Consider the following 19454-nt stretch of genomic DNA (forward strand, 5'->3'; position numbering starts at 1 on the left):
TACTGAGTATTTATGCTTGACTTTGGGTGTTTTTGTGATATCCTTTGTGATTATTTGTGACGAAAATTTAACCATAAAGTACATATTAAGGAAAACTGAGAAAAATTTAATTTTTAAACTGATTTTAATTTTTTACATTTGGCTATGAAGAAAACAGTTTCGTTAGTTTTATCGAGTGGTGGTGCAAGAGGGATTGCTCATATTGGTGTTATAGAAGAATTGGAAAATCGTGGCTATACCATAGGTTCTGTTTCAGGAACATCTATGGGTGCTTTAGTGGGTGGTATTTATGCCGCCGGAGGACTGAAACTTCTTAAAGAGTGGATGCTTACCCTTGATCGTTTAGAAGTTTTTAGCTTGGTTGATTTTACGCTAACACGCAGCGGAATGGTAAAAGGAGAGAAAGTATTAAAGGAAATGAGAAAACTTATTCCTGATAAAAATATCGAAGACTTTTCTATTCCTTATACTGCCATTGCAACCGATATTATAAACGATAAAGAAGTGGTTTTTGATAAAGGAAGTTTGTATAATGCAATTCGTGCTTCAATATCAATTCCTACTGTTTTTACTCCTTTCGAACATCAAGGGGTTAAAATGGTTGATGGAGGTGTTATCAATCCAATTCCACTAAATCGTGTTAAAAGAAGCGAAAATGACTTAGTTGTGGCTGTAGATGTAAATGCCAGAATTCCTTTTGTTTCTACAATAAGCAAAAAACAAATTGCTGAAGAAAATAGAATTAAAAAAGATAAGCGGTTCTCAAAATATATAAATCTTCTATCTGGGAGGATTAATGCTTTTATTCCCAAGCATGAAAAAGATAAACTGGGATATTTTAATCTAATGAATAAAACAACAAGCTTGATGGTGCATCAGCTTACAAGACAGTCTATTAAACAATATAAGCCTGATGTTTTAATAAATATACCACATCAAGCATTTGGTACATTTGATTTTTATAAGACAGCAGAAATTATCAAAATGGGAGAGGAGCTTACCCGAAAGACTTTAGATGATTTTGAGAATAAATAAGCGGAGAGACAGGGATTCGAACCCTGGGTCCGTTCGCACGAACAACGGTTTTCGAGACCGCCCCATTCGACCACTCTGGCATCTCTCCGAGGCTGCAAAAGTAGTAAAATTGTGAAATAAATATTATTTCTAATATTTAAAATTGCAAGACTATTTTTAATTGATCAAACCCAATTTATTCTAAGCTTCAGCTAATATTTTTGCCAAATTATAATTTATTGAAGCTATAAACCTTTAATTTTATTATATCGTTATAATTTTTTTTGAATAAAACTCATCCCACGCTCCGTCATAGCCGTAATGCTTAAAGAAGGATTAACGCCTGGATTAGCTGAAATAGCTGAGCCATCAAAAACATACATATTCTCATAGCCAAAAACTTTATGTTGACTATCAATTACACCTTGTTCAGCATCTTTTCCTATACAAGATCCACCCAAAATATGAGCCGTCGAAGGAGTTCCCATAATAGTTTCCGTAAATAAAACAACGGGTTTCCCATTAATAATTTCTCCAAATTGATGTGCTACTTTATGTGCTTCAGGAATAAATGGAGTGGGAGCTTTACCACTTGAAATTCTAGACTTGTAGCCAAAAAGCCAATGGTTCTTTAATTTTAGAGTGCTATCTAAATGTTGCATAAAAAGTAGAGTAGTCGATCGTTTGGCAAAGTCATCCACAAAATAAATCTTTAACCATTTTAATGGTGCTTTAAAGGGTTCAATAAACATTTTGCCAATCCGCTTAAAAAAGTTCCTTTCCAAAATCATGGGCGTAATTCCCAAGCGCCAAAAGCCGGAACCTTCTCCATAACGAACGGGCTCAAGATGGCTGTTTTCATCCAGTTCTAAAATAGAACCAATAGCAATTCCTTTGGAGAGGTTTCTATCTTTATCCAAAGTTACATCCATAATTAAAGCTTCGTTATTGGTACGAATCATTTCTCCAATACGTGGACTAAGATTGGGTAAGCTTTTCTTTTTGAGTTTTAAGAAGAGAGGAATAGTCCCTAAAACACCTCCGGCAAAAATCACTGATTGAGCTGTAAGCGATTTGCTTTTGCCAAAAAAGCTAGTTGCCTTTTTAAAACTGATACGGTAACCATTTTCACCACTTTCGCTGTTCAAAGGAATAACATCTTTAACTTGGTGTTCTGCAATAACTTCAACACCCATCTGTTCTGCTAAGTACAAATAATTCTTATCCAAAGAGTTTTTGGCATTATGACGGCAGCCTGTCATGCAGGCACCGCAAAATGTACAACCTGCTCTTTCCGGTCCTTTGCCATTAAAGAAAGGATCGGGAACGGTTTTTTCAGCCTCACCAAAAAACACACTGACTTTTGTTGGCTCAAAGCCTTTCTCTTTTCCGATTTTTTTTGCTAGTGCTTTTAATGCTAAATCACTTTCTTCCAGATTGGGATTAACCGCAGCTCCTAACATTTCCCAAGCCTTTTCATAATGAGGTTCTAATTCCTTTTCCCAATCGTTTAATTCAGCCCAAGAACCTGTATTGTAAAAAGCCTTTTTTGGTTTAGGTAAAGTGTTTGCGTAAACTAAAGAGCCTCCTCCAACACCAACACCACTTAATATGCTTGCATGTCTTAAAAAAGTTAGTTTTTGTATTCCATGAAATCCAAGTTGAGGTAGCCATAACCATTTTCTCAGATTCCAAGTGGTTTTTGCAAAATCATTGTCTTTAAAGCGTTTGCCTTTTTCAATAACTAAAACTTTATAGCCTTTTTCAGCCAATCTTAAAGCGGAAACAGAACCTCCAAAGCCGGAACCAATAATAATATAATCGTAGTCGTGAGTCATCCCGTAAAGGTAGGGAAGAAATTTAAATAGAAAAAATGGGGGATTTGTAAAAAGTATTTATCTACACACTATTTACTTATTTTTTACACTGAGTATTCTATTTGCTTTTTACAATTTCCTTGAAATTATCTGTTTTGGGTAGCTCGTTAAAATTATCAGCAATATTTATTGGAGGTGGTTTTAGTTTGCGTTTTGTCATATCTATCCAAGCACCGTCAACTGAGATAACAGCCGAGAGTTTCCCGTCTGATTTATAAATATGGTGAACCATCTGCCATCTTTCTCCATCGGCTGAAAGTCCTGAGATTTGAAGATCGACTTTAATCTTTTCACCCATTCTAACTTCTGAGAGAAAACGTGTTTCTTCTTTAAATAGAACCGGAGCGAGTTGTAGTTTTTCCATTTCTTCTAGGTTCAATCCGTTATCAGCCATAAAGGTTACGCGAACCTGTGCCGCATAATCGTTATAAGCGGTATGACGCATATGTCTATTGGGATCCATATCGGCCCAAATCACTTCAAATATTTTACTGTAGTTTTTCATAATGGATTTTGGTTTATGAGCTGTAAAATTAGAGTATAAAGTTGGAATATTATAATGTAAAAGTCAGCTTTTTAATGTAGATTTCTAAAATTTAGAATGATCTGTTATTGAAAATAAGTAGTACATTCGTGTCCTTAACGCATCTAAACTACCTGAATGAAAAAACGACTATTACTTACGCTCCTATCCTTATTTTTTATTTTGTCAGTATTTGCTCAAGTCGAGATGTCAGCATTGAGTTTTGGAGAAAAAAAACAATTGAGAAAAGCTTTAAAAGTTGAAGCCTACACGCTCGATGGAAATCAGCATAAAGGGTATTTGTATTATGCTGATTCGGACAATATTTATTTAACAGACAATCCTTTTGAAAATGGTAAGCTTACGGAGATTAAGTCCTTAGATTTATATCAAATAAAAGTGATAAGTCATATTCCTTTTGGAAAGCGTTTTTTAGGGGGAATTACCTTTTCTGCTGCAGTAATGGCAATATTAACAGCAGAAATGTATAGTCATGGCGATGCCATTATGATAGGTCCTGATTTTGTATTTATTGCAGGAACAGCTTTTTTTGGAACTCCCGTTGGTTTTTTATCAGCAGCTATATTTCCAAAAGAGCGAACCGATTTTGAGTATATAACGGATGGGCAGGACGAGGCTTTTAAGATAACTTCAACGTTTTTTGAAAAAAGACGGTTTACGTCTATTCACCCCAATACAGAATATGTTGAGGAACTTCATATTGTTAAAAATGATGAAGGTTTGAAGAATGTATTAGAGCCTTTAAAATCACTGCATCCTGAAGCCATAAGGAGTTTTCATCTTATGTTTGGTACTTCTTTTACAATAAATAATTTAGGTAAGCAATTGGGGGGAGTATTTTCGGATACTCAGGGACTTGAGACTGGGTATTATCGTTCAGATAGAATCAGTTTAACAGGAAAATTACAATTTAATGTGAATGATCATATTCGTCCTTATTTGAGTTTTACTTTTGGTGAAACGGGATATGCTAGCGGCGAATTGCTTCCGGAAAGGGATGAACCTGAATATATTTATAATGATTATTCTATCTCTTATGGCCATTTGGGTGCTGATTATGTTTTGAATCCGATAAATAATATGGGATTGTCTTCTTTTGAGTTTTCAATAAACGGAGGATTGAGCTTTGCAAAGCTTAATTATGATTATACTTCGGGTCAGACAGGTTTCTTCTCTCAACCTAAAAACACATCTTATACAAGTTTTGGACTTCAGTTAGGTGGAAGAGTGGATTATTATATCTCACGCAGTTTATCGATAAATCTCGGACTTACAACAGATATCATGTATCCAATTAAATTGGATGATATGCATTATGAATCGGCTACAGCTGGATCTTTAGTCTTTGATGGAGGGTGGTTCAATACTTCGAACGGACAAATACATTTTGGTTTAAGTCTTCACTTATAAAATCTACTATGAGGAAATATATGATATTGATTTTACCGAAAATAATTTAAAAGTGTAAGGGGTGAAAAGAGATACCGTTTTCGCTATTATATTCCAAAGTAGGAAAAGGGATTTTAACTACACTAACAATATCTAAAAGCATTTTAAGAAATTCAGATTTGGTGTGTATTCGACTTAAATCTACATCGAGCGATAAATAATATTGACGTGTTCTGTTAAATGTTGGAATAATAGAACTATTTGAAATAGAGTTTGAATAAGTATTTAGCATTCCTTTTGCGCCATATCCAAAAGCAATATTCAACCATTTGGGTATTTTGGTTTCTTGTTTTAGAAAAGAAGCAATATTTACAGATAACCAATATGTTTGTCCGTTATAATCTTTTAAAACTCTTTCTTGAAAATTAGCTCCTAAAACGGCTGGATTAAATTCTGCATATTCACTTGGGAAATAAGAAAATTTAAGACTAATACGTTGCTCTTTCCATAGAATCTGTTGTCCGGCAAAAATAGCTGTCCCTGCAATATTTGCCCCAAAGTCGCCCCAAGAAAAACCCCAGTTTGTAGAAAGTCCATCAAGTATTTCAACGCTTGTTTGAAAAGTTAAACCTGCTAAACTACCTATAAATAAAGCTTTATTGTCGGTCATTCCCGACCATTTAAAAATAGTATAACTGCTTTTTGCTAAATGATAAGTTGTAGTGCTATGACCAACTTTATCAACTTGTAGCCAAGCCGCATTATCGTTTAAAGTATGAAAGGAAGATTGCGGATAATTTTTATACCATAAAAAATATAAAGCTGTCATTCCGCCGGCATAAGTTGTTCCTGCAGCTGTTAGTGTTGGAATAAGTCGTTTGTTGCGGATTTGTGTGCTGTCTTGTTGAGCGGAAATAGGAGTAGAGGTGAAAAGAAAAATAGCAAGTACAATGGGTGTTAAACAATTTTTATAAAACTTGTATTTGCTATTTTTCACTTTTTTAGTATTTATTTAATTAGCTGAAACTCTTGATAATATCAGTTGATTCAGTAACAATTTTATCTAATAATTCTGTTGTTTTTGCTTCGGCTAAGAAACGTAAATAAGGCTCTGTATTTGATGGACGAATATTTAACCACCAATCAGCAAATTCTATACGGTAACCATCAAAATCGTAAAAAGCATCCGGTGTTCCTTGACTTTTAAAGTGTGCAATAACTGCATCCATTGCCTCTTGCTTTTTCTCAATTTTAAAATTGATTTCTCCTGAATTCTTATAAACTTCTATTTCTGCAATGGCTTCCGATAAAGAAATGCCTTGCTTTTTAAGATCACTTAGGATATTTAGAATTAGGCTTGCAGCCATTAAACCGGAATCGGAATAGAAAAACTCTTTAAAATAATAATGTCCAGCTAATTCACCACCAAATAAACCGTCAATTTCTCTGAGTTTTAGTGCGGCATAAGCACGACCAACACGCCACATATGCATTTCGCCATTGAATTTAGCAATATATTCACCCACAGCTTTTGAAGTGCGTATATCTTGTAAAACACGAACACCTTCTTTTTTCTCTTTTAAGAAATGGTTGGCTAAAAATGCAATCATTAAATCTGGCGAGATAAATCTTGAATTTTCATCCACAAACATTACACGATCTGCATCACCATCAAAAATAACTCCAATATCGGCTTTGGTTTTCTCGACTAATTTTTGAGCATCTACAATATTCTCAGGTTTTAAAGGATTTGCTTCGTGATTGGGAAATGTTCCGTCAAGATCTTCAAAAATATAATGAGGATTATCGCCTAAAATGTCACGAATAAACAATCCGGCCATTCCGTTAGATACATCAACAGCTATATTTAGATTAGAAATGTCATTTAGTTTTTCTTTCTGAAAAGCAAGATAATCGTTTCTAAAATCATTTTCAATAATTTTACCTTTTAGTGTTACAGGCTCAATTTTTTCATTTAAAACCATTTGTTCTAAATCGCTTAATCCGCTGTCGTAGCCAACAGGCAAAGCATTGCTCGCAGAAACTTTTAACCCATTATATTCTTTTGGATTATGTGAGGCTGTAATCATAACGGAAGCATCAAAACCATATTGAGCTGTTCCCCAATAAATCATAGGAGTTGTTGCTAAGCCTGTATTGTAAACATCTGCTCCACTATCGGTAATACCTTTACATAAGTATTCAAATATTTCTATAGAAGAGGTGCGTACGTCACGCCCTATAAGTACCTTGTTTGTTTTTAAAAGGCGAGGAATAAAAAAACCAACCTTATAAACATCGTCTTTGTTAAAATCGCGGTTATAGACACCGCGAATGTCGTAAGCTTTAAAAGCATTCATAGTATTATAATTTTGTTAAAATTTTGTTCCTATTTGAGATAGTATTTCGCGTATGATAGTTTGCTCGTAAACGCCACAGTTATCAATATGAACTTCCATTATAGTTCTAAATGCTGCCGCTTCGGCTTTATTTAAGCTGATTTTGTTTTTCTTTTTTAAATCTTGAAAGCGATTAATCATTTTTTTAAGTACTCTGCCTAAAAGAAAACGTGCCATTATCTCTTTATCGGGATCCTCGCCATAAAGTTTTTTGATACTTAACATGCACTGTGCCAGTGCGGAAAACTGACTGGCTGTTAGGTCGAGTTTTATTTTATCATTCATATTGCGAACTTAAATACTCTGCAAAGATATTCCTTCCTGATGAGTTTTAAAAATTTATAATGATTCTAAACATAGAGCGTAACTTTCAGTAAATCAGCCGGTAAACGCATTTTGTGAAAGGCGTAGTATTTTCAAATTGACTATAACTATGTCGTTATCAATTAGTTATATATAAAAAAATAGCTTGTATATGAAGTGCTTCATAATTAAATTTGTTCATACTTTTGCGCATCAATAAGGGTTTAATAATAAACCTTACTAAAACTTTGAAATGTGAACGAAGTACTGATTTATGCAGTTGGTTCTTTAGGTGCTATAGGTGTTGTTGCCGCCATTATTTTATATTTTGTCGCGCAAAAATTTAAAGTCTATGAAGATCCTAGAATCGATGAAGTAGAAGAAGCATTACCGAGTGCAAACTGTGGTGGATGTGGATATGCAGGTTGTCGTGCCTTTGCTGAGGGAATAGTAAAAGCCGGAAATATGGAAGGCTTTAATTGTCCGGTCGGTGGTGCTAAAGTGATGGAGCAAGTAGCAGGGATTTTAAATTTGGTGGCTGAGGTTGCTGAACCACAGATTGCTGTTGTTCGTTGTAATGGTTCTTTGGCTAATTCACCCAAAAAGGTAGAGTACGACGGAATTTCAACTTGTGCTTCGGCACATGTGCTTTATGCCGGAGATGGAGGATGCTCTTACGGTTGTTTAGGATTAGCGGATTGTGTTGCTGCTTGCGAGTTTGATGCTATTCATATGAATCCTGAAACGGGTTTGCCTGTAGTAGATGTTAATTGTGTGGCTTGTGGCGCTTGCGTCGAAGCTTGTCCACGTGATATTATTGAGCTCAGAAATGTGGGTAAAAAAGAACGCCGCATCTTTGTTTCTTGTGTAAACGAAGAGAAAGGTGCTCCTGCCAAAAAGAATTGTACCGTTGCCTGTATTGGATGTGCAAAGTGTTTTAATGTTTGTGCATTCGATGCTATTGAGATGAAAAATAACCGTGCTTACATAGATTACGAAAAATGTAAACTTTGTAGGAAATGTGTGACTGTTTGTCCTACTGATGCTATTCATGAGATTAATTTTCCTGTTCGTAAACTTATAGTTAAAGAAGAAAAGGAAAAGGCAAAAAAAACTGTTGAAGCAAAGAAAGTAACTGAAACAGTTAGCTCAAAGGCGAGTGCCAATGAGAAAAAAGAAGAAGTAAATAAAACTAAAGAGTCATAAAATATTCTCTTAAAAAAACTAAAGGGAAAACCTATGAAAACCTTTAAACTAGGAGGTGTTCACCCACCTGAAAATAAATTATCTACTGAGGCAGTTATAGAAACTCTCATGATTCCTAAGCAAGTTGTAGTGCCTGTTGGTCAGCATCTTGGGGCTCCTGCAACTCCGGTTGTAAAGCGAGGCGAAGAAGTGAAAGTTGGTCAGTTAATAGCTAAGTCAAGTGGATTTATCTCTGCAAATATTCACTCTCCGGTTTCCGGTAAAGTGTTTAAAATTGATAATGTATACGATGCAAGCGGTTTTCGCCGTCCATCTGTAATTATAAATGTAGAAGGTGATGAGTGGTTAGATACTATTGATCGTTCTGATGATATTGATTCTGATATCAAATTAAGCCCAAAAGAAATTACAGATAAGCTAAACGAAATGGGTATTGTAGGACTTGGCGGTGCTACTTTTCCATCTTTTGTTAAGCTGATGATTCCAGATGGCAAAAAAGTCGATTACTTGATTATTAACGGTGTTGAATGTGAGCCTTACCTTACTTCTGATCATCGACTGATGATGGAAAAAGGCGAGGAGATGCTTATAGGAGTTACGATACTAATGAAGGCTTTAAATACCAAAAAAGCAATGATTGGTATAGAAAACAATAAAGCTGACGCTATTGAACATCTTCAGAAATTAGTTGTTAAATATAACGGTATAAGTATTCACCCACTAAAAGTAAAATATCCTCAGGGAGGTGAAAAGCAGCTGATAAAAGCATTAACTGGCAGAGAAGTTCCATCAGGAAAATTACCATTGGAAGTTGGATGTGTTGTAAATAATGTTGGGACAGCATTTGCCGTTTATGAAGCTGTACAAAAAAACAAACCGCTGTTTGAGCGTGTAGTTACTATTACCGGCAAGTCGGTAAAAAAACCTTCAAATTTCTTAGTTAGAGTAGGGACTCCTATTAAATACTTAATTGAAGCAGCTCAAGGATTGCCTGAAGATACCGGTAAAATTATTAGTGGTGGCCCAATGATGGGAAAAGCGGTATTAAATACCGATATCCCTGTTGTTAAAGGTACATCGGGTATCCTTTTAATGGCTGATGCTGATGCTAAGCGTGGAGAGGTTAATACCTGTATCCGTTGTGCAAAATGTGTAGAGGCTTGCCCTATGGGATTAGAGCCCTTCTTGCTTTCAAAATCGTCTAAGCTTGCTAAGTTTGATGTTGTAGAAAAAGAATTGGTAATGGATTGTATAGAATGTGGCTCGTGCTCTTACACTTGTCCATCTAATATTCCATTGCTCGATTATATCCGCTTAGGAAAAAATAAAGTGGGTCAGATAATTAGAAACAGAAATCAGAAATAAGATACCGTATGAGTTTATTATCTATTTCGGCATCTCCACACGTTCATGGAGATAATTCAGTAAAAAAGATTATGTGGGGAGTAGTTATAGCAATGGTTCCGGCCTTGCTAGTCTCTATTTACTATTTTGGTCTTGATGCTATTAGAGTCACATTGATAGCCGTTTCGGCTTCATTGTTTTTTGAATGGTTTTTTCAAAAATACCTGATAAAAGGACCCGAGACCTATATGGATGGTTCTGCTGTTATTACAGGTCTTTTACTGGCGTTTAATGTACCCTCTAATTTACCCTGGTGGATTATTGTGATAGGTGCACTTGTTGCTATTGGAATTGGAAAAATGTCTTTTGGAGGTATTGGGAAGAATGTTTTTAATCCGGCTTTAGTGGGTCGTGTTTTCTTATTGATTTCTTTTCCTGTTCAAATGACATCGTGGCCAAAAATTAGTCCAATAACAAATGGAATAGCCGATGCTATCACAGGACCAACACCTTTGGGAATTGTTAAAGAGGGTTTGGATGCAGGTTTAACTGTAGATCAAGTTATGGCACAAGTGCCGTCGTTTATGCAACAGTTTATTGGAGGTATAGGGGGCTCGCTTGGAGAAGTATCTGCTTTAGCAATACTGCTTGGTGGCTTTTGTCTTCTCAGAAGAAAAATTATTACTTGGGAAATCCCTGTTAGTATTCTTTTAACAGTTTTGGTTTTTTCCGGTATTTTTTGGTTGATAGATCCAACACATTATGTAAATCCTATTTTTCACTTGCTAACTGGAGGAATGATGTTAGGTGCTATTTTTATGGCTACTGATATGGTTTCTTCACCAATGTCGAGAAATGGTCAACTTGCATATGGCGTGGGTATTGGTTTAATAACGGTTATCATTCGTACTTGGGGTGCATATCCCGAAGGAATGTCGTTCGCTATTTTGCTTATGAATGCCGTTACACCATTATTAAATAATGTTTTTAAACCAAAACGATTTGGGAGGAATTAATTATGGCTGCTAAAACAAAATCCACATTTTTAAATATGGTTATAGCTCTTTTTGTAGTAACTGCCGTGGCTGGCTTGGCTTTGGGTAGTGTCTATAATCTGACGAAAGAGCCTATCGCGATAGCAAATCAAAAGAAATTAAACGATGCTATTAAAGCTGTTCTTCCTAATTTTGATACAATTCAAAAAATTAAGGTAGCAGTTGAAGGTACTTCTGATAGTTTACAGTTTTATGTTGCTTCTAAGGATAGTAAATATATTGGAACCGCTGTAGAAACATTTACAATGAAAGGTTTTGCCGGATTGGTAAGGCTTATGGTTGGTTTTCTCCCCGATGGAAGTATTCATAATATTTCTGTTTTGGAACATAAAGAAACACCTGGTTTGGGTACTAAAATGGGTGACGCTAAGTTTAAAGATCAATTTAAAGGCATACAACCAGCTACTTTTCAGTTAAAGGTTAAAAAGGATAAAGGCGATGTAGATGCCATTACGGCAGCCACAATTAGTTCTCGTGCTTTTTGCGATGCTGTTAAGCGTGCTTACGATACCTTTGAACAAAATAAAGGAGGGAATAAATAATGAGTCAAATGAAGAATTTCACCAAAGGATTTATTAAAGAAAATCCGGTATTTGTTTTACTTTTGGGTATGTGCCCAACTCTTGGAGTAACTACTTCTGCTCTTAATGGTTTGGGTATGGGATTGGCTACAACTTTTGTTCTAATTGGTTCGAATATGGTTGTTTCTGCCGTTAAAGATTTTATCCCTGATAAAGTGCGTATCCCTTCGTATATCGTGATTATCGCAACTTTTGTAACTATTGTTGAGCTTGTTATGCAAGCTTATCTTCCGGCACTTTATAATCAATTGGGATTATTTATTCCTTTAATTGTGGTTAACTGCATTGTATTGGGTCGTGCAGAAGCTTTTGCCTCAAAAAATTCGGTGGGAGCTTCTATTATCGATGGACTAGGAATGGGATTGGGTTTTGCTTTTGCACTAACTCTTTTAGGAAGTGTTAGGGAATTATTAGGAAGTGGAGCACTCTTCAATTTCAAGTTTATGGAGAGTGATGGAATGTTAGTATTTGTTTTGGCTCCCGGAGCATTTATTGTTTTAGGCTACCTTATTGCTATCATCAGTCGTTTAAATAAAAAGAACGCTTAATTTTAAATAGATAATATTATGGAATATGCTATTATAATTATTGCCGCTATATTTGTTAACAATGTTGTTCTTGCTCAGTTTTTGGGTATTTGTCCTTTTATTGGTGTTTCAGGAAAAATATCTACTTCGGTAGGTATGGGTGGTGCTGTTTTATTTGTTATGACTTTGGCTACCGTGGTAACTTGGTTAGCTCAACATTATATCTTAGTTCCTTTAGGAATAACCTTTTTACAGACTATTACTTTTATTTTGGTAATTGCTGCCTTGGTGCAAATGGTTGAAATTATATTGAAAAAAGTTAGTCCTGCACTTTACGGTGCTTTGGGAGTGTTTTTACCTTTAATTACTACTAACTGTGCTGTTTTGGGTGTTGCTATTTTAACTATTCAAAAAGATTTTAATTTAATGGAAGGTGTTGTATTTGCTATTTCTACTGCTCTTGGTTTTACTTTAGCAATGGTTATTTTTGCAGGTATTCGTGAGCATCTTGATAATATGGAAGTCCCTAAAGGGATGGCCGGAGTTCCGATAGCTTTGGTAACGGCTGGTATTTTAGCCCTTGCTTTTATGGGATTTACCGGATTGGTTTAGCCAAAAATCAAAATCTATATATTTTGTAGGAAGTCTTTGGGCTTCCTTTTTTTGTTTAAGGAGCTATTGTTCTTTCTTGCTAAATATTGTTTATTTAGAAATAATGAACAAGGAATGTTGATTATCTCCGGTAAGCTCGCAAGCTTGGTTAACGATTGACGAACTTTAAAAATCTTTATTTGTTACTCTTTGTTCTATATTCTTTTTTTGCTTTTTCGATAGGGTATTTTAAGTTTTAATCATCATATAAATGTAAGTTCGATAAGACGACTTTTAATTTGTTATATTTATAAACTTAAAATAATCATCATGAAAACAAGGAGAATTAACCAAGTGAGAACGATAGCAGTGGTTTTCATGCTATTTGTCACCTCAATCACAAGCGCATGGGCTCTAGGGCTTGATGCTGTAGCCAAAAAGAATAACCAAGAAAGCGATACGCTTAGTTATCGTAGTTTTAAAGGTAAGATTGTAGATGCCCAAACCAAGAAAGCCCTCGTTTTTGCCAGTGTTACGGTTGAAGATGAGAACACCGCCACCATCACTAACCTCGATGGAGATTTCCTAATTAAAATTAGTAAAGACAGTAAGTCTCAGAATCTATTTGTTTCGTTTTTAGGATATTATAACCTTTCTTATCCTTTATCAAAGTTAAAAGTAGAAGGCAATGTTTTAGAACTTCAACCTGCCGTTATTACTTTAAATGAGGTTCAGGTTTTTCCAGATGCTCCTGAATCAATAGTTCGAGCAATGCTTCGTAGGGTGGGTCAGAATTATGCAGAAGATGCAAATTCAATGAAAGGTTTTTACCGCGAATCAATAAAAAAAAGAAATACTTATGTAGGTCTTTCCGAAGCTGTTGTTGATATTTACAAAGCGCCTTACACGAATAATTCAAATGATAGAATTCGGATTTTTAAAGGACGTAAAGGGATCAACGAACGTAAGATGGATACTTTATTATTCAAATTACAAGGAGGACCAGTTACCGCTTTATTGCTAGATGCGATGAAATATCCTCATATCTTAATAGATGAGGAAATGCTAAAGGATTACGACTTTACAATTGAAAATATGGTAAAGATTGATCATAAATTAAATTATGTAATCAGTTTTGTTGAACGACATAAAATTAAAGACTTTCCATTATACGAAGGGAAATTCTATGTGGATATGGAAACTTTTGCTCTATCGGCTGCCGATTTTAGTTTGAATATGGATAAGCCTGAAGAAGCAGCTCGTTTATTTATTAAGAGGAAACCTTTCGGAGCAAGAGTTGAACCAACAATGGCCAAGTATTCAGTAAAATATCGCGAGCAAAATGGGAAATGGTATTTCAACTATGCTATTGGCGAAGTGCAATTTAAAGTAAAATGGAAGAAAAAGTTATTCTCTACAACCTATACACTTAAATCGGAAATTGCAATTACCGATCGCGATGAGCATAATGTAGAAACTATTCCGAATAAAGAGCGATTTAAAAGGAATCAAGTTTTAAACGATAAAGTGGGCGTGTTTGCTGATGAGAATTTCTGGGGAAAATACAATACCATTGAGCCAGATAAATCGATTGAAGTGGCTATTAGGAAGTTGAATCGAGCTATGAATAGATAAGCCAATGTTTAGTTGATTCACAGAGGGAAGGAGGAATACTCCAATCCTTTGGACTTTTTTGTAAATTGATATTAAATTTTAGGCATTGACATTACACGATACAGCACGGTATAAAGCCATTAAAAAAGGCAATATTCAAGAGTATGAACTCTTGTTTAGGGAATACTTCCAGCCTTTGCTGTCTTATGCAATATCAATATTAAAATCGGAAGCCGAGGCAGAAGAAGTTGTTCAAGATATATTCTTCAATCTGTGGAGAAACAAAAAGAAACTGAATATTCATACCTCCTTTTCATCTTATCTCTACAGAGCAGTTCATAACAATTGCTTACAATTATTGAAAAAAGAAAAAAGGAAGTTGAATTATCAACAAGATCAAAGAAACTGGAATTATCATGAGAGTATGAGCCCAGGGGAAATTATGCAGTATAATGAGCTTTATGAAAAAATAAATAATGCCATTGACGAATTACCTGAAAATTGCAAAACAATATTTAAGCTCAACCGTTTTCAGGGTTTAAAATATAGTGAGATAGCTGAAAAGTTAGCGATTAGCATTAAAACTGTGGAGGCTAATATGACCAAAGCATTAAAACATTTAAGACGCCATATGGATAAATATGCAGCAAATTTTTGAAAGAAAGAATGGAAACAAGAACAAATAACAAATATTGGGAGAATATAACAGCCTATTTCTCCAGAGAGTTAAGTGATGATGAATTAATCAATATCGAAACTTGGGCAGATGGGCAAGATGGGAAGGAGTTGCTGATGGAAATGGATAGAAAAATGAATACTGTAGAAAAAGCCAGCTTTATGTATAATGAGAAAACCGACTTGGCTTGGAATAAATTGAATACTAGAATTCAGGAGGAAAAGCCTGAAATGAGTTTTTTCTTCAATCCCAGAAATCTCGTAGGAATCGCGGCTAGCATAATTGTGTTGTTGGGAGTGGGCTTTGGAGTTTTTAAATTATTACAAAATGATATGGAAATGAATAGCTTACAGACTGCTTTTAACCAAAGTAGGGTAGAGCTTGCTGACGGAACTATTGTACATTTAAACGGAAATAGTTCGCTTGTTTATCCCGTTGAATTTAGCGAAGAAACCCGTTCGGTAAAGCTTACTGGTGAAGCTTATTTTGATGTGAAATCAGATAAACAACATCCTTTTGTTATTGAAACAAATAATGCTCGAATTCAAGTACTGGGGACTTCTTTTAATGTTAAAGCTTTGAATTCGCAAGGTGATGTGGAAGTGATGGTAACCAGTGGAAAAGTGAGTTTGCAAGATATCCAGAATCCCACAAAAGAGTTGATCTTGGAAAAGGGTGATTTTGCTAGTTTAATAAATAATGAATTGCAAAATAGGTCAGTTAGCGATGAAAACTATTTAGCTTGGCAAACCAAATTTCTCAACTTTAACAATACACCTTTGCGCGAAGTTGTTAAAACGCTTAACCGCGCCTATGCTGTGCAAATAGAATTGGCTGAGGAGAAGCTTGGCGAATTGCCTTTGACTTCTAAATACGATCAAATGTCAGTGGATGCCTTATTAGATGCCATGTGTTTGACTTTTGGCTTGGATAAAAAAGTAGAAGGAGAACATATAATACTTTATTCACCAACACCTTAATTGATTTGCAAAAGCTCTGTTTAGTCATAATATTGCTCTTATTATTTAATGTCCACCTAAAAGGACAAGAGCAGGTTTTGTATCAACCAGAGAATTTGAAATTTACGAATATAACGGTAGATTCTGCTTTGCAAATCATCGAAAATCAAACGGGTTTACATTTTACGTTTAATTCTGATTTATTACGTACTACAGAAAATGTAAATGCGCATTTCCAGAATATACCGCTTTGTATTATTTTAGATAGCTTGTTTGCAAATCCTAGCTTGAATTATCAAATAATTGAAAGTCAATTGGTTGTTTATGAGCAAAGAGTTGTGCTTGACTCTAACCCACTTGAAATTGATTCTATCGTGGCATCCTCGCTACAACTTTCATTTGGAGGTGAGATACGAGATTTTGAAACAGGTAAGCCCCTTCCGTTTGCGGCTATATCATTACAGAATTCGGCTGTGGGAACGGTTAGTAATGAGGATGGAATATTTTCGCTTAAGTTTACTAGTCACAATCTAAATGATTCTGTTTTAATTAGTTATTTGGGATATAAAACTTTGATAATACCGCTAAAAAATTTTCCTAAATATCAGGTTTTTCAACTCCAGCCAACAAGTATATCTTTAAAAGAAGTTACCGTTCGTAGCTTGTATCCTGAGGGACTCCTTCGTTTGGCTATTGCAAATAAGAAGAAAAATTACCCCAATCACTCCTTTGTTCAAAAAGCTTTTTATCGCGAAGCCGTAAGAAGAGATAAGAAATATATGTTGTATTCTGAGGGGATTTTAGATGTTCTTAAACGCCCATATCGTCCTTCGCTTTTTAATGAGCAAGTGAAATTGGTTAAGCAAAGGACTTTTAAATCTATTGTGCGTGAAGACACGGTTCAGTTTAAATTACACGGTGGAATACAAACGAGTTTGGATTTGGATGTGGTTAAGCATAGCTTTTCATTTATTAATCTGGAGTCTTTGGTTGAATACACTTATACTATACAAGATATGGTTTTAAATGATGGAAGACTAACGTATATGATAGCATTTCAACCTAAAAATACAAAGCAAGCCTTTGCTTTTGAGGGTTTTATTTATTTGGATGTTGAGAGTCTTGCTTTTGTAAAATTTGAATTTAAATATACCAAGACTTCTTTGCAAAAAATGCGTAATGCATTTGTTATTCGATCGAGTCCAAAGTTGAAAATAATTCCCACAGATGTGCATTATGCCGTTACTTACAAAGAATTTGAGGGTTTGTATTATATCCATCATATTCAAGGTGAGTTGAATTTAAAGGTTAAGCGTAAACGTAAATTCCTATCCTCTAAATACTCTGCTAGTTTTGAAATGGTTGCTACGGAACTTAGTGGTAATGCACCACGACGCTTTGCTTCTGATCAAACCATAAAGCCTAACAAAATTTTCAGCGATCTTTCACCTCATTACGATTTAAACTTTTGGGGTGGTGATAACTTTCTACTTCCTGAAACTGATTTAATGGAGGCTTTTGAACGTTTGAGTTTGGAGAAATAGTTTTACTTCTTTTTTTCTTCGTGGCTTAGTGACTCTGTGGTAATTTTTATTTCACCACACAGAGGCACAAAGTACTGAAGCTTACTTTTGTTTCTTGGTAGTTATTTTTTTTATCACAGAATATTAAAGGAGTTCACAAAGAAATAGTTTTAGATAGATTCCAAAAAAAAATCCCGAAAACCAAAATGATTTCCGGGACTTATTTTTCAAGTATGTAGTCGATTAAACAACCTCACTTACCAAGCGAGCAGCATCTTCTAAAGCGATAGCTGAAAGAACTTTTAGTCCTGATTCATCAATCAATTTTTTACCTTCAACAGCATTGGTTCCCTGTAAACGTACAATAATTGGAACAGTGATATCACCAATGTTCTGGTAAGCATCAACAATACCTTGAGCTACCAAGTCGCAACGAACGATACCTCCAAAGATATTAACCAAAATAGCTTCTACTTTAGGATCTTTCAAAATGATACGGAAAGCCTCTTCAACACGTTTAGCATTAGCTGTTCCTCCTACATCTAAAAAGTTAGCAGGATCGCCGCCGGCCATTTTAATCATATCCATAGTGGCCATTGCTAAACCGGCTCCATTAACCATGCATCCAACGTTTCCGTCAAGTTTAACGTAGTTTAAATCAAAACGGCGAGCATCAACTTCAATAGGATCTTCTTCGGTAATATCGCGTAATTCTTTATAATCTAAATGACGATATAATGCGTTGTCATCAAGGTTAACTTTAGAATCTACGGCTAAAATTTTATTGTCAGAAGTTTTTAATACTGGATTGATTTCAAACATTGTAGAATCTGTTCCTTCATAGGCTTTGTATAAAGCAGTAACAAATTTTACCATATCTTTAAAAGCAGCACCGCTTAGACCTAGGTTGAAAGCAATTTTTCTAGCTTGGAATCCCTGTAAACCTACTTTAGGATCAATTTCTTCTTTATGAATTAAATGAGGAGTTTTGTCGGCAACAGTTTCAATATCTACACCACCTTCGGTAGAGTACATAATGATATTTCTTCCTGTTGCACGATTCAATAGAACACCCATATAGTATTCGCTGGTTTCACTTTCTCCCGGATAATAAACATCTTGGGCAATAAGTACTTTACTCACAAGTTTTCCTTTAGGACCTGTCTGATGAGTAACCAATTGCATCCCTAAAATTTGATCTGCTAATGTTTTAACTTCTTCAAGACTTTTGGCAAGTTTAACTCCACCGCCTTTTCCGCGACCACCAGCGTGAATTTGGGCTTTTACTACCCACCAACTGGTGCCGGTTTGTTTTTGTAATTCTTTTGCAGCATCAACTGCTTTATCAGGAGTAGAAGCAACTATACCTTCCTGAATTCTAACACCAAAACTTTTTAGGATTTGTTTCCCTTGATATTCGTGAATATTCATTTTTTAGGTTTTTTTGATATTTTTATTGTGATTTACACAAAAATAAGTTTACAATTAAGTAAAGTTGTAACACTTTACAATTAAGAGTTCAAAATTAAAATAAATTACGTGAAAAAAAGAGGTTTTCGGTATTTTTACTCTTTTCAAATAAGCTATTCTGCAAACTCTGAAAATACAGACTGTTTAAATGAGATGATAATAGATTGATGTGTTATAAATGTCTTATTATCTTATTATTATGTAAACAGTATTTTTTTGCTCCCATAAATATTTATAATTATCAAACATAGTAGCAATATTTAATTAGAACTAATATTAAAGTAATGAGAATAATAGATTCTTTTAATCGACAATTATAACCACTTTATGATTGGAGTTTTTTTTGCGAAATTTTCTGTGATTAGAAAAAATACTTAATTTA

Annotated in this window: 18 protein-coding genes and 1 tRNA gene; 12 read left to right on the forward strand and 7 right to left on the reverse strand. The window is 34.9% G+C overall.

The features are described from left to right. The first annotated feature begins 144 nt into the window (after nt 1-144). Nucleotides 145-1035, forward strand: coding sequence for a patatin-like phospholipase family protein (locus J7K39_02160; GenBank protein MCD6178684.1), 891 nt, complete (start codon nt 145-147; stop codon nt 1033-1035). Between the two features lies 1 nt (nt 1036). Here J7K39_02160 and J7K39_02165 read toward each other — a convergent pair. The 3 genes from J7K39_02165 to J7K39_02175 form a co-directional block, all read right to left on the reverse strand. Next, nucleotides 1037-1123: transfer RNA gene (locus J7K39_02165), tRNA-Ser, on the reverse strand. A gap of 163 nt (nt 1124-1286) precedes the next feature. Beyond that, nucleotides 1287-2852, reverse strand: a complete 1566-nt coding sequence (locus tag J7K39_02170) for a GMC family oxidoreductase (protein ID MCD6178685.1) — start codon at nt 2850-2852, stop codon at nt 1287-1289. Nucleotides 2853-2949: 97 nt separating this feature from the next. Next, a complete protein-coding gene (locus tag J7K39_02175; GenBank protein MCD6178686.1) occupies nt 2950-3396 on the reverse strand; it encodes a thioesterase family protein in 447 nt (148 codons plus the stop codon). 156 nt (nt 3397-3552) lie between these two features. Between J7K39_02175 and J7K39_02180 the strand changes: the two genes are divergently transcribed. Further along, a complete protein-coding gene (locus tag J7K39_02180) occupies nt 3553-4845 on the forward strand; it encodes a hypothetical protein (GenBank protein ID MCD6178687.1) in 1293 nt (430 codons plus the stop codon). A gap of 46 nt (nt 4846-4891) precedes the next feature. On the opposite strand, the gene J7K39_02185 is transcribed toward J7K39_02180, so the two are convergent. Genes J7K39_02185 through J7K39_02195 form a run of 3 tightly spaced genes read right to left on the reverse strand, consistent with a single transcriptional unit; the run spans nt 4892 to nt 7508 of the window. After that, complete coding sequence (locus tag J7K39_02185) at nt 4892-5821, reverse strand: DUF2279 domain-containing protein (GenBank protein MCD6178688.1); 930 nt, start codon at nt 5819-5821, stop codon at nt 4892-4894. A 19-nt stretch (nt 5822-5840) separates the two neighbouring features. Continuing rightward, the gene (locus tag J7K39_02190) at nt 5841-7184 is read right to left on the reverse strand and encodes a phosphomannomutase/phosphoglucomutase (protein MCD6178689.1); all 1344 of its coding nucleotides are present in this window, start codon (nt 7182-7184) and stop codon (nt 5841-5843) included. A 15-nt stretch (nt 7185-7199) separates the two neighbouring features. Then, nucleotides 7200-7508, reverse strand: coding sequence for a hypothetical protein (locus J7K39_02195; GenBank protein MCD6178690.1), 309 nt, complete (start codon nt 7506-7508; stop codon nt 7200-7202). A gap of 273 nt (nt 7509-7781) precedes the next feature. Between J7K39_02195 and J7K39_02200 the strand changes: the two genes are divergently transcribed. From J7K39_02200 to J7K39_02245, 10 genes are all read left to right on the forward strand, one after another. After that, nucleotides 7782-8732, forward strand: a complete 951-nt coding sequence (locus tag J7K39_02200; GenBank protein ID MCD6178691.1) for an RnfABCDGE type electron transport complex subunit B — start codon at nt 7782-7784, stop codon at nt 8730-8732. Nucleotides 8733-8765: 33 nt separating this feature from the next. Next, a complete protein-coding gene (gene rsxC / locus J7K39_02205; protein MCD6178692.1) occupies nt 8766-10097 on the forward strand; it encodes an electron transport complex subunit RsxC in 1332 nt (443 codons plus the stop codon). 8 nt (nt 10098-10105) lie between these two features. After that, entirely contained in the window at nt 10106-11092 is a 987-nt protein-coding gene (locus J7K39_02210; GenBank protein MCD6178693.1) for an RnfABCDGE type electron transport complex subunit D, read from the forward strand. Nucleotides 11093-11127: 35 nt separating this feature from the next. Further along, nucleotides 11128-11673, forward strand: a complete 546-nt coding sequence (locus tag J7K39_02215; GenBank protein MCD6178694.1) for an RnfABCDGE type electron transport complex subunit G — start codon at nt 11128-11130, stop codon at nt 11671-11673. Continuing rightward, entirely contained in the window at nt 11673-12260 is a 588-nt protein-coding gene (locus J7K39_02220; GenBank protein MCD6178695.1) for an electron transport complex subunit E, read from the forward strand. Before J7K39_02215 ends, J7K39_02220 begins: the two co-directional genes overlap by 1 nt. Before the next feature lie 18 nt (nt 12261-12278). Beyond that, the gene (rsxA, locus tag J7K39_02225) at nt 12279-12851 is read left to right on the forward strand and encodes an electron transport complex subunit RsxA (GenBank protein ID MCD6178696.1); all 573 of its coding nucleotides are present in this window, start codon (nt 12279-12281) and stop codon (nt 12849-12851) included. Between the two features lie 309 nt (nt 12852-13160). Beyond that, the gene (locus J7K39_02230) at nt 13161-14465 is read left to right on the forward strand and encodes a carboxypeptidase-like regulatory domain-containing protein (GenBank protein MCD6178697.1); all 1305 of its coding nucleotides are present in this window, start codon (nt 13161-13163) and stop codon (nt 14463-14465) included. Between the two features lie 85 nt (nt 14466-14550). Beyond that, nucleotides 14551-15102: an RNA polymerase sigma-70 factor gene (locus J7K39_02235; protein MCD6178698.1), complete on the forward strand. Its 552-nt coding sequence runs from the start codon at nt 14551-14553 to the stop codon at nt 15100-15102. Nucleotides 15103-15110: 8 nt separating this feature from the next. Continuing rightward, a complete protein-coding gene (locus J7K39_02240; GenBank protein MCD6178699.1) occupies nt 15111-16100 on the forward strand; it encodes a FecR domain-containing protein in 990 nt (329 codons plus the stop codon). A gap of 32 nt (nt 16101-16132) precedes the next feature. Beyond that, nucleotides 16133-17623 (forward strand): carboxypeptidase-like regulatory domain-containing protein, encoded by a 1491-nt coding sequence (locus J7K39_02245; GenBank protein ID MCD6178700.1) that lies wholly within the window; start codon nt 16133-16135, stop codon nt 17621-17623. A gap of 222 nt (nt 17624-17845) precedes the next feature. Here J7K39_02245 and sucC read toward each other — a convergent pair whose 3' ends face one another. Then, on the reverse strand, nt 17846-19033 hold the full coding sequence (sucC, locus tag J7K39_02250) for an ADP-forming succinate--CoA ligase subunit beta (GenBank protein ID MCD6178701.1): 1188 nt from the start codon (nt 19031-19033) through the stop codon (nt 17846-17848). Nucleotides 19034-19454 lie beyond the last annotated feature (421 nt).

This window comes from Bacteroidales bacterium (assembly GCA_021157585.1).
Classification (GTDB): domain Bacteria; phylum Bacteroidota; class Bacteroidia; order Bacteroidales; family UBA12170; genus UBA12170.